11 protein-coding genes are annotated in these 15,052 nt (G+C 38.8%); 8 read left to right on the top strand and 3 right to left on the bottom strand.

Features of this window, described 5'->3' with window-relative positions; all coding sequences use genetic code 11:
* Window positions 1-42: 42 nt before the first annotated feature.
* A complete protein-coding gene (locus SGI74_12750; GenBank protein MDZ4678365.1) occupies window positions 43-2,379 on the top strand; it encodes a hypothetical protein in 2,337 nt (778 codons plus the stop codon).
* Between the two features lie 3 nt (window positions 2,380-2,382).
* Here SGI74_12750 and SGI74_12745 read toward each other — a convergent pair whose 3' ends face one another.
* The gene (locus tag SGI74_12745) at window positions 2,383-3,357 is read right to left on the bottom strand and encodes an HD domain-containing phosphohydrolase (GenBank protein MDZ4678364.1); all 975 of its coding nucleotides are present in this window, start codon (window positions 3,355-3,357) and stop codon (window positions 2,383-2,385) included.
* A gap of 81 nt (window positions 3,358-3,438) precedes the next feature.
* On the opposite strand from SGI74_12745, the gene SGI74_12740 reads away from it, so the two are divergent.
* From SGI74_12740 to SGI74_12720, 5 genes are read left to right on the top strand one after another with little or no spacing between them, the layout of a single operon-like run.
* Window positions 3,439-4,263 carry an ABC transporter permease gene (locus SGI74_12740; GenBank protein ID MDZ4678363.1) on the top strand — a complete coding sequence of 275 codons (825 nt, stop codon included), beginning with the start codon at window positions 3,439-3,441 and terminating at the stop codon, window positions 4,261-4,263.
* Window positions 4,260-4,979 carry an ATP-binding cassette domain-containing protein gene (locus SGI74_12735; GenBank protein MDZ4678362.1) on the top strand — a complete coding sequence of 240 codons (720 nt, stop codon included), beginning with the start codon at window positions 4,260-4,262 and terminating at the stop codon, window positions 4,977-4,979. The genes SGI74_12740 and SGI74_12735 overlap by 4 nt, the downstream gene beginning before the upstream one ends.
* Window positions 4,976-5,959, top strand: coding sequence for an MlaD family protein (locus tag SGI74_12730; protein ID MDZ4678361.1), 984 nt, complete (start codon window positions 4,976-4,978; stop codon window positions 5,957-5,959). Before SGI74_12735 ends, SGI74_12730 begins: the two co-directional genes overlap by 4 nt.
* Complete coding sequence (locus tag SGI74_12725) at window positions 5,952-6,536, top strand: hypothetical protein (GenBank protein ID MDZ4678360.1); 585 nt, start codon at window positions 5,952-5,954, stop codon at window positions 6,534-6,536. The genes SGI74_12730 and SGI74_12725 overlap by 8 nt, the downstream gene beginning before the upstream one ends.
* 48 nt (window positions 6,537-6,584) lie before the next feature.
* Entirely contained in the window at window positions 6,585-7,832 is a 1,248-nt protein-coding gene (locus SGI74_12720) for an FtsX-like permease family protein (GenBank protein ID MDZ4678359.1), read from the top strand.
* A 14-nt stretch (window positions 7,833-7,846) separates the two neighbouring features.
* On the opposite strand, the gene hflX is transcribed toward SGI74_12720, so the two are convergent.
* Together hflX and SGI74_12710 are read right to left on the bottom strand one after the other, a co-directional pair.
* Window positions 7,847-9,106 (bottom strand): GTPase HflX, encoded by a 1,260-nt coding sequence (gene hflX, locus SGI74_12715; GenBank protein ID MDZ4678358.1) that lies wholly within the window; start codon window positions 9,104-9,106, stop codon window positions 7,847-7,849.
* The gene (locus SGI74_12710) at window positions 9,099-11,384 is read right to left on the bottom strand and encodes an NADP-dependent malic enzyme (GenBank protein MDZ4678357.1); all 2,286 of its coding nucleotides are present in this window, start codon (window positions 11,382-11,384) and stop codon (window positions 9,099-9,101) included. Before SGI74_12710 ends, hflX begins: the two co-directional genes overlap by 8 nt.
* Before the next feature lie 192 nt (window positions 11,385-11,576).
* Between SGI74_12710 and SGI74_12705 the strand changes: the two genes are divergently transcribed.
* Both SGI74_12705 and SGI74_12700 read left to right on the top strand, forming a co-directional pair.
* The gene (locus SGI74_12705) at window positions 11,577-12,875 is read left to right on the top strand and encodes a thiolase family protein (protein ID MDZ4678356.1); all 1,299 of its coding nucleotides are present in this window, start codon (window positions 11,577-11,579) and stop codon (window positions 12,873-12,875) included.
* Complete coding sequence (locus SGI74_12700; GenBank protein ID MDZ4678355.1) at window positions 12,856-15,030, top strand: 3-hydroxyacyl-CoA dehydrogenase NAD-binding domain-containing protein; 2,175 nt, start codon at window positions 12,856-12,858, stop codon at window positions 15,028-15,030. The genes SGI74_12705 and SGI74_12700 overlap by 20 nt, the downstream gene beginning before the upstream one ends.
* Window positions 15,031-15,052 lie beyond the last annotated feature (22 nt).

Here is a 15,052-nt window from a genome sequence, read left to right as displayed (position 1 = left end):
GCGGGGGGATTTCATGGCGTTTGGATTGCAAGTTGTATCAATATGATAAGAAGTAACAAAAGTTTTCTTAATCTAATCACCGCAAATTTAGTAGTACTACTAGTATCAGGCTGCACGCCTAAAATACGTCCTCAAGAGCCTGAGCAAGAAAAAGCAAAACCTACAATCCAACAACCTCAAGAAATTGAACCTACAATTTTAGAAAAGCCTAGTCGTGAATCAACGACGCCACCAGTTGTTACTGATACTGAAGTAAAAAAACCTTTACCAATCGAAGAAGTAAATGTCGGTTCTAAAAAGCCCGAAGTGAAATTGCAAAGTGGTACTCCCGGCACACCAGCAGTTTTGTCAGCTCCAGTAGCACCTGTGGTAAAGCCAAATATTGATCCAAAAGATCTTCAGGTTGTGAAAGAAGTTCTTCATGCCGATGAACTTGTTCAAGATCAATTTGATAACGAAACTTATCGGCAAGATTTTATTGCTATTGTTACTAAGTTTCCAAGTGATCATAAAAGGCAATACAGATTATTGCTGCTTAGGGAATATCTTAATTCAATAATTGAAAATGAATTTCGTTATGAAGCTATTGCAGGTGGAAAACAAATATTTCGTGTTAGCGATTTGGTTCAGGATAGTCCAATATTTGGTGGATTACGTAAAAAAATAAATCAATATAACCATGACTTAAGAACTCAAAAGTTTGAATTGCGAGAGTATTTAAATCAATTTGTATTACTTTCGCTTTGGATAGAAAAAATCAATTACGAACAACTTCAAGAACGCGCAAAAATCGATACCTTTAAAAAAGATAAACTTTTGTCAGTAGAGATTCAGAAAAAGATGATTGATGAATCTACTGAAAAAATTCAAATGGGTTTTTTCTTAGTCAATCAAATGGTTGATCAAGTTCCTCAGCTCATGCTTCTTCTTACTCCTATTTCTACGGCCAAAGATGCCCCAAAACTCTATGAACATTTAGCACTGAGCTATCGATCGTTAATAAAAACGCAAAATCAAGGCTCTGAGCCCGTGCTTAATGCTGCAAAATTAGAAGAAATAAATAAAGACCATGGCGTTTTAGGTAAAGTCGTCGTTGCTAATATTCCACTTATTAAATCAATGGCCCATCAAGTGATTAATAATGCAAGAGTGCTAGCTGTTTCGGCGTGGCTTCGAGGTACAGAGTGGATTGGTAGTCCGAAGTACTTTATGAAACATTCAGACCTAAGAAATAAAACCCTTGCCCAATTACCTCAAAATTATAGAAATTTAATTGAACCCATAGATAAAGAATATGGAATTGCGTTTGGATTTGATGAATCTTATACTTCTAAAGCTGAAAAAATATCTATAGGTTTTGGTAAAGCTATAGCTCAATGGACAGCTCATACAGTGGCATTCCCACTCGCAGCAAGTACGAATGTTATTCTAGCTCTAAGTGGGGGGCTACAAGCAGCGGGAAACAAGCAGCATATTCAGTATGGTCCTTATATAGGGTTAAATAGTTATGAATTTTCTCGGTTTTTAGAATCACAACCTGGTGCTCATGTTTATGCTCGGGGGTTAATCGATGCTCTCTGGTATGCCATGGCATCAAAGAAATTCGGCTCGATATTTTCAGCTCCTCAGCGTGGTTTACAATCACTCAAAAATTTACAGAAAACATCTTTGAGTTTATTAAAAGCCCCCACAACATTGACAAAGCCTGAGGTGATGAAATTTTTTAGTGAAAAATCATCTCGACTGTTATGGGCAGGCGCTGGAGCGGGTGGCTCAATAACTTCACTCACAATTGGTGAGTTAATGCAAAGAAGTGGGCTTTCATTTAGTCAAATCATTTTCAATCCAGTTGCAACTCGAGACGCTGTGAAAGAAATGTGGAATGATCCCAATTACAAACTTAATTTTTTAACTGCAATTATTTGTGATGGCCTACTTGGATTTTATTCTGGTGATGGTAAATATTTTGACGTTATGTGGATATTAGCAGTAGCAACTTCAAGTTCATCAATGATAGCTCAACTTTACATGGGGCAAGATATCCGCTGGGACCGCGTACTTTATGACGGAGCCTATGTTGCAACATTTTCAATGTTTAGAATGCGTAAGATTATCAGGCCACTTGCAACTAAAAGTGATGATTTTATTAAGGCTCGAACACCGTTTTTTACTGGTATCGGGCCACTCTCGCCTTTAGATGTGAAGCAGATGAAAACGAGAAGTTATCTTATTGGATTTTCTGCATTTGGTTGGAATCTTTTTAGCAATGCCATTGGTAATCCAACTTTCACTTGGGTTACTCGAAGGCTTTCAGAAGAACAAGAATTTATGAAACAATTGGAATTTGAATTAAATCAAGCTGAGCAAATACCCCGGTAATACCTAGGCAACTTTTTTCTTTTTAGGTGCTAATAAATCTTCAAAAGCTACTAATAGTTTTGGATCATATTTTCTTTTTTCAGTAAGTAAAAGGGCGATGGCTTCTTCAGGTGTAAAAAGTGATCGTCCGCCTCGACGAGTTGTCAATGCACTAAAACAATCAGCAATTGCGACGATACGTGCTGGGTAGTATATTTCTTCACCCTTGAGCCCTTTGGGATAACCAGTGCCATCGTAAGACTCATGATGTTGCTCAATAACATTTGCTAGTTCTTCTGGAAAGTTTTTTACACCTCTAAGTGTGTCGCTACCTGTTTGAGTATGGGCTTTTATAATGGTCCATTCTTCGGCAGATAATTTTCTTTCAAGCTCGTTAATTTCATCGCTGATTTGAGCCATGCCGATGTCATGGAGAAGTGCGCCTAATCCAATAATCTGTAATGTGCGATCATTTTCGTTTGATGCTGATTTAGCAATGAGTACAGCGATTACAGTTGTGGTGATGGAATGTCTCACCATGTATGTTTCGTTTTTGCAGAGTTGCAAAAATTGCGTTAAAATTTTTGGATCGCTTTTTAGAAACTGAATATAAGATTTGGCAATATCTTGAGCAATACGTAGTGAATTTTCATCAAATAATTTGTCTTCAAAAATTTCAAACAAAGTTTGTTCAGCTAATTCTTCAATAGCGCGACTTGCATCTTGTGGTGATATTTTATCAACGCTTTGAGTGATGATTTTTCTGATAAAACGCTCTGTTGCGGCAATATATTCGCGACGATCTTTTCGGCTGATGAAAAGACTGATAGCACCTTTTTTCAAGTATTTTTCAAAGCGTGTGCGATCGGCCATGTCATTGCGATTAAATATCTTTGTATATTTACCTGGGCTCAATTGAATATAGACGTCAAAAGGAATTTGACCTTGCATGTTCAAGAAGACTTCAATTGTGATCTCACAATATTCAATAGCACTCATCACTTTATCTATCGGAATTGCATATTCAATTCTCAAGAAAAATTTGAGTAATTCCGAAATGTAAGATGCAGGCGGAGGTGTATGTTTATTCTAGATTTGGCAGACAATATAGGTAATCGCATAGGAAGTGTAGTCAGGTATACTCTGCAAACCTGGACAATGGTCTATGTAAGTTTTCGATCAGTCATTATCAATCGAAAACACAATAGTTTTAGAGAAATATTTAAAGTTATTTCTACGCAAATTTATTTTACAGGTTTTCAAGCTTTGCCACTCATAAGTATGTTGGCGTTGATTGCCGGCACATTAATTATTATTCAAAGTAGCTCCCAGCTTTCAAAGGTTGGCGGCGGTGACATGTTAGGAAATCTCGTCGTTGTGTTGATCATTCGCGAGTTGGGTCCATTAATGACAGCGTTAGTCGTTATTGCTCGATCGGGTACTGCAATCGCCAGTGAGTTGGGGAATATGAAGGTCAATGGTGAAATCGACGCACTTGAGAGTATGGGAATAAATCCATTGAGCTACATTGTGTTTCCAAGACTTCTTGGGGGCATTATTAGTGTTGTCTGCTTAGCACTCTATTTTTGTATTGTTGCCCTCTTTGGTGGTTATTTTATCGGTCAATTTGTGCAACCAATTTCATTTAGTTTTTATATTGATAGCATTGCATATGCCATTAGTAGTGCGGATGTTTGGCTCTTTTTGCTCAAGAATCTTTTTAGTGGCGGCATGATTTTTATTATTTGCTGTTACCAAGGGTTACTCGTGAAGCAATCTTTTACGGAAGTGCCACAAGTTACTACAAAAGCAGTAGTGAATAGCATTATGTATACAGTCGGCTTTAATAGTCTTGTGAGCTTGAGTGTCTATTTACAAAATCTCAGACAATTGGGGCTCATATGAGAAGAGAGCGGATTACTGATATTGAAATTAAGAACTTAAGCTTGAAATTTGATATTGGTGCGCCCCTTTTTAATGATGTAAATTTAAAATTTCCTCTCGGAAAAATTATTGTACTTGAGGGTCAACCTGGGTGCGGTAAATCTATTTTTCTAAGAATGCTCGCGGGTCTCGTTGAGCCAACTCAAGGTGATGTAATTTACAACGGACGCTCATTAAGGGAAATGAGTTTTGAACAATTTGCTCCACTTAGAACAAGTACTTCCATATGTTTTGAAAATGGTGGACTTTTAATGAATAAATCACTGATTGAAAATATCAAACTACCATTACTCTACAATCAGCAATGGCGCGCTGAACGTGGAGGGATATATCTCGATAAACTTATTTCAAATTTTAATATCAAAGATTTCCTTGATCATAGGCCAGCTGCAGTTTCAGCCGGTGTTCGTAAAATTGCGGGTCTTGTAAGATCGTTAGTTTGCACACCACAAGTCTTGTTTTTTGATGAGCCTAACCTGGGAATCGGTGAAAACGCAGTAGAAGCCCTTAAACATTGTATCGATGAATACCGAAGTGAAGGTAAGCAAGATGAACTTATTGTAATGGCTTGCAGTGACAGGCGGTTTATCGAAAGGTTTGATTGCGAACGCATTCAAATTAAGGACAGCAAATTGATTTTTGAAAATCAAAATTCTATTGAAATTGGGGCAGCATGAAAGTTCATTTTTCCAAATTTGAACGCATGGCTGGGCTCTTTGTTATTATTGCAGCTGCTGGTTTTTGTGCATTTACAGTCATTGTAGCCATCAAACAGGGTTGGTTCTCAGCGCGTCGTCATATTAAGACTACATTTACTCATGGAAATGGTTTGCATCCTGGTACCCTCGTACAAATTTCAGGTCTTCGAGCCGGTACTGTAGAAAGTGTTATTCTCAACGATAATAATGAAATCGAAGTTCAGCTTAAAGTATCAAGCCAATTTGATAAACAACTTAGAAAAGATTCAATCGCAAGAGTCATTAGGCCATTTATCATAGGTGATAAAGTTGTTGAGATCACAGTCGGTACAAAAGACGCCCCTGCATTGGTTGATAATTCAATTATTGCAAGTGAAGAGACAATGGACATTATGGATCTCTTAGGTGGTGGAAAGCTTGGACCCTATTTGGCGACCATTGATAATTTGCTTAAAAATTTAAAAACTGTTGCTGAAGCATTTACTGATCCTAAACGTTCACAAGCACTTATTGGAATATTCGACGAAGCACTTCCCACTATGCGAAGTCTCCGTGAACTTACTCAGCAAGCAACAAAAAATAAAAATCTTCAATTAGCACTTTCAAATCTTAACCGTCTCACCCACGACGTGAATAAAATGCTACCAGCTCTTGCTCAATTTTCTGAGCATTTGCCCTCACTTGGAAAAACAAGTGAGAAAACAATGGAACAGCTTGCGAATTTGACAGAAGAGATTAATAAATTTTTACCTATTATTGCCGAAATAGCACCTCTGCTTCCTGACGCGAGTAAAAAGAGTGTTGAAGCACTTCAAGAGGCTGTGGTTGTTTTAAGGGCAATGCAAAAATCATTTTTGTTAAAGGGCGCAGTTGAAGATGTAAAAGAAGAAGACATTGCACGTAAGAAAAATCAAGAAATAAAGGATAAAGAAGGCGAGAGGTTGCCTGCAAATGAATGAGAAACAAACCCACTCCTTTTTTAACGGCCGAGGCATCGGGCGAAATCTTAAAGAAGTTTCAGCCGATCTAGTTAAAAATGAAAACAAAGATATTATGAGTCGTTGGTTTCATAGCGAGCCTGGTACTGATCTTTTTACTTGGACTGATCAACAACATAATATTATCAAACAACAAATTAGTTTTAATGGCCAAGTTGTAGAATGGAATTGCCTCGATGGAATAAAAACAGGGGTGGTCATTGAATCAGATCTTCAAATATCTGGTGATCAAGGCTTAGAAGAGCAAAACAATGAAAATCAAATAGCAAAAGAGAATGCCAAATCTGAAACGATTCAGTTTGATGAGAATCCCCAAAAGCGGTCAGTAGGGCTTGCGTTAGAAATTCTTCGATATATGGAAGGTGATTCTCAGCTTTTAGGTCAAATCATTGGTAATTTTGAAAATCCACAGAATATTAAAACTATGAAGCCAGAAGATTTTATCAGCCGATTTGGCAATGCCCTTAAAAAACAGCGCAAAAAAGAGAGTTTTTGGTCTTTTTGGAAGCGCTACATGCAGGATCTCCTTAAATTTTAATTCGATAAACACGTTGATGTCAGAGTTTTCAAAGCATAGAATGTTTTTATGCTTCTGGAACGTCTTTTTATAAAACGTTATATGCTCAATCGTACGCGGGGGTCTGTTGTACGAACAATTGCTATGCTCTCTGTCGGGGGTATTTGTTTGGGTGTTTTAGCAATGGTTGTAGTTTTGTCTGTAATGCAAGGGTTTGATGAAGCTATTAAAAAACGACTCTTGGGTGTTCAACCCCATCTTGTAATCAGCGATGCATCGGCTGAAACATTTCGTAAAATAACTGAAGTTGTCGGAAAAAATGGAACTGTTGACCCCTATTCAAATCAAGACGTCATCATTCGTACACTTGATGGAATATTTTCTGGTGGTGTAGCTCGAGGTGTAGATTCGCAAGCACTTAAGAAAATTGCTCAACAGGTCAAAAATAAGATTGAAGTGAGTGAGAGCGGAAGTTCTGTCATTGTTGGCAAAAAACAAATTGCAAAAGTTAATTTTGAACTTGCACCTAAAGAAGTTGCATTAGGAGTTGAACTAGCTCGTAGTCTTGGCATTTTTGATGGTGATGAAATCAATATAGTCGCACCTGAAAGTCTTTTATTGCCCGCTGGTGAAATGCCCATTTATGAGAAAGTGCGTGTAAGAGCCCTTCTGAGAACGGATGTCCCCGATGTCGACACCCATGCTGTTTTTTATGATGTGAATACAGGTCTTAAAAAATTAAAACATTCAGCAAGTTTAGAGTCAGGTTTTGAAGTAAGGCTTAATAATCCTGATGACTCGGTAAAAGTAAAAGAATCATTAGTTAAGCTTGGTGTTAAAAAAGTAAAAACATGGCAAGAACTTCATTCAGCACTGTTTTATTCATTGAATATGGAAAAAACATTAATGGGTTTATTTTTGGGCCTCACGGTTTTAGTCAGTAGTTTTTCTGTTGTTTCAGTACTTGTATTACTTGTGACTGAAAAACGTGCTGACGTGGGTATATTAAAAAGCATTGGTGCTACAAAACAACAAATTCGAAGAATCTTTATGGCAATTGGTGCTTGTTTAGGTCTTGTAGGAATTGTGGGTGGAGTGGTATTTGGTTTAATTATTTGCGGATTATTAGATCGATTTCCTATTATCAAATTACCAGAAATTTATTATGACACGACAATTCCTGTGCAAGTAGAAGTGCCTGTAATTTTAGGAATAATATTTTTAGGGATGATTCTCACTTTAGCAGGTGCTGTGATTCCAGCATGGCGAATTGCAGATTCTAGCCCCATTGAGGCTTTGCGCCATGATGACGGGTAAAAATAAATTAGCATTTAAGTAAGGTAGCGCGACCAACGTTGAAGGGCTTCTTCGGTGAGTTTCACCCGACAGTGAATGACGTGAGGGCCTGATTCTTGTGAAAGAATCTTGCCATCACGAGCTAGATTAAAAACCAGTGACGGGTCACTGGTAGGTAGATACAAATCAACAGATACAGACATTTCATTTAGAACACGTTCAATTAATTCTAAGAGTTGATCCATACCATTGCCATCAATTGATGAAACATTTACGAAGGGGCTTTCACGTTGTGTGGTTCTTTCGCTCATGGTTTGGACTTTATCAATTTTATTGTAAACATGAATAATGGGTTTATCGTGCACACCAATTTCTTTTAAGAGCTCACTCACAACATGTGTTTGTTGTGGCCCAAAAGGGTGAGAAGCATCATGAATATGTAAAATCACATCGGCTTGGGTGATTTCTTCAAATGTTGCCTTAAAAGCCTCGATGAGATGATGGGGCAAATTATCAATAAAACCTACGGTGTCAGTGACAACGGCCTGTTTACCTGAGGGGAGTCTTAATTTTCGTGTAGTGGGGTCAAGTGTTGCAAAGAGTTTGTCTTCAGCTAATACGTCTGAGTGAGTGAGGTAATTTAAGAGTGTGGATTTTCCTGCGTTTGTATACCCTGCAAGTGCAAGGACAGGAATATGACTTGCTTGACGACGCTTTCGATGGAGTTCTCTAGATTTTCTAACAGCCTCTAAGGCTTTAGTGACTTGCTCAATACGAGTTCGAATTCGACGTCTATCCATCTCAAGTTTTGTTTCACCAGGACCTCTTGTCCCGATGCCCCCGCCTTGTTTTGAAAGCCCCGCTATTGATTCTCCAATGAGTCTTGGCATTTGATCTTTGAGTTGAGCTAGTTCTACTTGAAGTTTACCCTCTCGAGTTTGGGCGCGTTGTGCAAAAATATCTAAAATCAATTGATGACGATCTAATACTTTAGCGCCGATGAGTGTCTCAATATTTCTTTGCTGAACACCTGAGAGTTTGGCGTCAATAATTACAATGTTTGCTGATATTTCTTCTCTGAGTTTTGCAATTTCTTGAATTTTTCCTGAACCGATATAAGTAGCTGGAATAATTTTTTCAAGCCGTTGTTTAAGAATACCAACCACAACAGCCCCTGCGCTTTCTGCGAGAAGGGCTAATTCGTCAAGGCTGTTTTCTAAATTTGCCGCTGTATCACTTTTAAGGCCCACCCCTATGAGTAAAACTTTTTCAGGATGGCGTGTGAGATCAAGCATTCGTCTGTTGTTTCATGCTCTGACACTGGATGGCTGTGATCGCTGCCATATTAAGGAGATCATTTACATCAATTGATCTTTGCATAACGTTTGCAGGTTTTGTAATACCCATAAGAATTGGGCCTACTGCTTCTGCATTGCCAATTTTATGCATAAGCTTATAGGCAATATTTCCGCTATTAAGATCAGGAAATATTAAAACATTAGCCCCATCTTTTATTTCACAAAATGGAAAGAGTTCTTTTACGATATTAGGATCAACGGCTGTATCAGCTTGCATTTCACCATCAACGATAAGATCAGGGCGTCTACGACGTACAAGATCTGCAGCTTCGCGCATCTTACTTGATTGAGGATGGCGTGTGCTTCCAAAATTTGAAAAACTCAACATTGCTATGCGTGGACTGACGTCAAAAAATTTCGCAACATCAGCACTGTTAATCGCGATGGTTGCTAATTCTTCTGCGGTCGGGTCGATATTCACTGTGGTATCAGCAAAAAAGAGCATTCGATTTTTTTGAATAATAATGTAAAGACCCGCTGCCACATCTCCTGGATTAGTGCCCAGAACTCTTAAGAGGGGTCTTACACTTTCAGCATAACTTTGGGTTACACCGTTAATAAGACCGTCTGCATGGCCCATGTGAACCATCATGGCACCAAAATAATTGGGGTCATACATGAGTCGCTCTGATTCTAAAAGTGTAACACCTCGACGTTTTCGCATTTCATGAAAACGTTGTGAGTAGAGTCCAAATTTATCAGATCTAATGGGTTGAATAATTTCTATGTCTTTTAAGTGTGACAGATCTAATTCTTTAATTTTATTACGCACTGTTGTTTCGGGCCCAAGAATGATGGGTCTTGCCACACCTTCTTCTAAAATAATCTGGCAAGCACGGAGAACTTTTTCGTTGTAGCCTTCAGTAAATACAATTGAAGGAAGATGTGAAACTTCAGGTGAATAATGTTTTACTTTATTAATAACGTTACGAATAATTCCGCGAGAGTTACCTTGAAGTCTTTCTAACTGTTCTCGATAATCAGACATATTTTTAATGGGTAGGCGAGCCACACCACTTTTCATGGCGGCTTCTGCCACAGCTGGGGCTACCCACAACAAAACGCGGTGATCAAATGGTTTTGGAATAATATACTCAGGCCCAAATTTGAATTTTTTATTTCCGTACGCACGTGAAACTGAGTCAGGAACATCTTCTCTGGCTAATTTTGCAAGCGCATGAACGGCAGCAATTTTCATCTCTTCATTAATGGCAGTGGCCCTGACATCAAGAGCCCCTCTAAAAATAAATGGAAACCCCAAAACGTTGTTAACTTGATTTGGATAATCACTGCGGCCTGTGGCCATTAAAACATCTTTACGAACACTTAAAGCATCTTCATAAGTGATTTCTGGATCAGGATTTGCCATGGCAAAAACAATCGGATTTTTTGCCATGCCTTTGAGCATATCTTTTGTGACGGCCCCTTTAACACTTACACCAACAAAAACATCAGCATCAACCATGGCATCTTTAAGGGTTCTTGCTTTGGTATCGACAATGAATTCTTCTTTATATTTATTTATTCCTTCAGTACGCCCTTTATAAATAACACCTTTGGAATCACACATTAAAAGATTTTTCTTTTGTACTCCTAAACTTAAAAAAAGTTTAGCACATGCAATTGCAGCTGCTCCTCCGCCAGAAAAAACAACGTGTACATCTTCTGCTTTTTTGTTTGTAACAATGAGTGCGTTGATAAAAGCTGCACCACTAATGATGGCGGTTCCATGTTGATCGTCATGAAAGACGGGGATGTTCATTGTCTTTTTTAATTCTTCTTCGATGTAAAAACATTCTGGAGCTTTGATGTCTTCAAGATTAATACCGCCAAAAGTGGGCTCTAAAAGCTTAATGGCTCGTACAAATTCTTCGGGATCTTGAGTGTTTACTTCGATGTCAAAGACGTCAATGTCGGCAAAACGTTTAAAGAGAACACCTTTACCTTCCATGACAGGTTTTCCAGCAGCAGGGCCGATGTTGCCTAACCCTAAAACAGCTGTTCCATTGGTGATGACGCCGACAAGATTTCCTTTTGCTGTATATTCGTAAACCAGGTCAGGATTTTGCGCGATACGTTTGCAAGGTTCAGCTACTCCGGGAGTGTAAGCAAGAGCTAGATCTCGTTGTGTGTAGCAGGGCTTGGTAGAAACAACTTCAACTTTACCTTTGCGCCCCGAGCTGTGATACGTCAATGCGTCATCTTCAAAACTCATGATGTTCCTTTCACAATTGCCATATTCTTAGATAAAGATAGGGCTAGACTTAAGCTTAGTCAATAACACGTGTGGAGTACTTATGTAATGCGTCACAGCAATGTGAAGAGTAAGCTTGGTGTTTCTTGACTCTTTTCCACTCACCTGAGGTAATAGGGTTTGAATCAACCTATACCAATGAGGTTTTAATATATGTCATCACCACGTGATGTCGTTATTGTTGACGGAGTGCGTACCCCTTTTGCAAAAGCAGGATCACTTTTTAAAGATGTGCATGCTGCTGAACTTGGAAAAGTAGCGCTCAAAGAACTAATTGCTCGCACCAATCTCGACGTGAAAATAGTTGAAGAAGTTATTATCGGAAACACCGGTACTCCTGCGGACGCCGTTAATATTTCGCGCGTCGTGGCACTTCATTCTGGAATTCCAAAAGAGGTTTCTGCCTATTCAGTTCACCGCAATTGCGCATCTGCACTGGAGAGTATTTCCCAAGGCTTTGATAAAATTAAATCAGGCATTGTCGATGTGGTTGTGGCCGGTGGTACCGAGAGCATGTCAAATATGCCACTTTTATTTTCCAAAGAATTCACCGACGTGTTTGCAAAAGTGATGGCAGCTAAAACGATGCCTGCAAAATTAAGTGCATTAAGTGATATGAAATTAGAATATTTAAAACCTGTGATTTCAATAATGGTTGGGTTAACGGATCCATTTGTTGGGATCAACATGGGTCAAACTGCAGAAATTTTAGCTCGTGAATTTGAAATCTCTCGAGATGAACAAGATAAGTATGCTTTAGAGAGTCATAATAAAGCCATTGCCGCCACAGAAAATGGTCGGCTGGGTGAAGAAATTGCACCTGTGTTTTTGCCACCTAAATATGAAGCTGTAGTGAAAGAAGATATTGGTCCTCGTAAAGGTCAAAGTTTAGAGCAACTCGCAAAACTTAAACCATTTTTTGATAGAAAATACGGAACCATAACTGTTGGCAATGCGTGTCCGATTACTGATGGTGCGGCAATGGTCTTAATGATGTCGCGAGAAAAAGCGCAAAGCTTAGGCTACAAGCCACTGGGTATTGTTCGCTCTTACGGATTTGCGGGTTTAGAACCTGAGCGTATGGGTTTGGGTCCAGCGTTAGCTACCCCACTTGCACTTAAACGTGCAGGTTTAAAATTAAAAGATATGGGTCTTATTGAACTCAATGAAGCTTTCGCCGCGCAAGTTATTGCCTGTCAAAAAGCTATGGCTTCTAAAAAATTCAGCCAAGATAGACTTGGTGTGAGTGAAGCTACAGGGGAGATTGATCCTAAAATATTAAATGTCAATGGGGGAGCAATCGCTCTGGGGCATCCGGTAGGAGCCACTGGCTCACGAATCGTATTAACCCTATTAAAAGAAATGAAACATCGCAATGTTCAATTCGGACTAGCGACATTGTGTATCGGTGGAGGCCAAGGTGGAGCTATCATTGTCGAACGAGAAGCTTAAGGCAGTAACAAAAAATATTCAGACTCAGTCCGACGCCATCAGGCTAAAAGCTGAAGGTGAAATCGCTTGGGTGGAATTTGACATGCCAAACGAAAAGGTAAATAAACTTTCAAGCGGTGTTTTGATGAGGCTTCATGAAATTATCGAAGAGCTCTCAAAATCAACGTTCAAAGTTGCTATCTTGATTTCACGAAAGCCCAGCATTTTTATTGCAGGTGCTGATATTGAAGAAATAAAAGCTTTAAAAACACCCGATGATGCAGAGACTGCTTGTCACCTAGGGCAAAGTATTTTCTTAGCACTTGAAGAATTAAAAATCCCGACGATTGCTGCTATTCATGGCGCTTGTCTGGGTGGTGGATGTGAAATGGTTTTGGCTTGTGATTATCGAATTTGCAGTGATGACCCAGCCACAAAAATTGGATTACCTGAAGTTTTATTAGGTGTGATTCCCGGCTTTGGCGGAACCCAAAGATTGCCTCGAACAGTGGGGTTACAAGCGTCACTTGATATTATTTTAGCTGGAAAATCAGTTGATGGTAGAAAAGCTTTAAAGATAGGTCTTGTAGATAAAAGTGTGCCCAAAGAAGTTTTAGCTCAGCAAGCAAGACTTCATGCACTTGAAGTTATTAAAGGTGGGGCGAAAAAGAGGACAAAATATTTTAATGCACAAGGTATGGGAAATTCTTTTTTAGAAAGTGCTCTAGGAAGGCCTATTGTATTTTCTCAAGCAAAAAAGATGGTGCTCTCTCAATCCAAGGGGCATTACCCAGCACCTCTAAAGGCCATTGAAGTAATTAAGAGAACATACAAAGGTAACTTTAAAAAAGGTTTAGCCATTGAAGCACACGCGTTTGGCGAAGTCGCCACAACAGATGTGAGTAAAAACCTTATTAGCCTTTTTTACCTCACAGAAGCCGTCAAAAAACAAACAGGAATTTCAACAGATGTGAAGTCAAAAGAAGTGAAAAGCATTGGCGTTTTAGGTGCTGGAATCATGGGTGGTGGTATCGCTCAACTGGCTGCAGAAAAAGAAATGATCGTAAGACTAAAAGACATTACTTTTGAAGCAATTGGAAAAGGGCTTAAGGCTGCAAATGAGATTTTTTCAAAAGCCATGAAACGTAAGAAACTCACACGCTATGACTATAAAAGGAAAATGGGTTTAATTAGTGGGGGTACAGACTTTGCTGGGTTTAAAACTTTAGATGTAGTTGTTGAGGCTATTGTTGAAGATCTTAATGTGAAGAAAAAAGTTTTAGGTGATCTTGTAAAATATTGTAAAGACGATGTGATCATTGCAAGTAACACTTCAAGCCTGCGAATTAACGATATGGCTGTGGCACTTACGAAGCCTGAAAACTTTGTGGGAATGCACTTTTTTAATCCAGTAAATAAAATGCCCTTAATCGAAGTTATTCGTGGCGAAAAAACAAGTGACGAAGCAACAGCTACTATTTTTGCATTATGTAAAAAAATGGGCAAAACACCTATCGTTGTAAAAGATGGTCCGGGGTTTTTAGTAAACCGTTTACTAATGCCGTATTTAAATGAAGCTTGTTATGTTTTAGGCGATGGGGCAAGTGTTGAGTTTATCGATAAAGCCCTTTTAAAATTTGGAATGCCCATGGGTCCACTACATCTTATTGATGAAGTTGGGTTAGATACTTCTGCAAAAGTTGCAAAAGTATTGGGTCATGAGTTTGGCGTTAGAGCTGAAGCTTGTCCACTTATGGGTAAAGTTGTTGATGCAAAAAAACTGGGGCGAAAAAACAACTCAGGGTTTTACATTTATGATAGTGCTGGCAAAAAAGAGGTAGATCAAAAAATCTATGAAATTCTAGGTCTTTCAAATCCAAAAAATCCATTTACCGAGCAAGAAATTGTTTATAGGGTTTTGTTCCCGATGATTAATGAAGCAGCTCTTTGTTTGGAAGAGGGAATCGTAACAACACCTGACGCAGTAGATTTAGGTATGATCATGGGTACGGGCTTTCCTCCGTTTAGAGGCGGGCTTTTAAGATGGGCAGATTCTATAGGCACAGCAAAGATCGTAGATGAACTTGAACTTTTATCTACAAAATGGGGTCCAAGATTTAAACCCTCAGCACCTTTAAGAAGCATGGCAAAAACCGAGCGAAAATTTTATAAATAATAAAATAGAGCTACTCTTTGTA

Source organism: Oligoflexia bacterium, assembly GCA_034439615.1.
Classification (GTDB): domain Bacteria; phylum Bdellovibrionota; class Bdellovibrionia; order JABDDW01; family JABDDW01; genus JAWXAT01.
The sequence above is the reverse complement of the archived record's forward strand: the minus strand, read 5'-3'. Positions and strand labels throughout refer to the sequence as shown.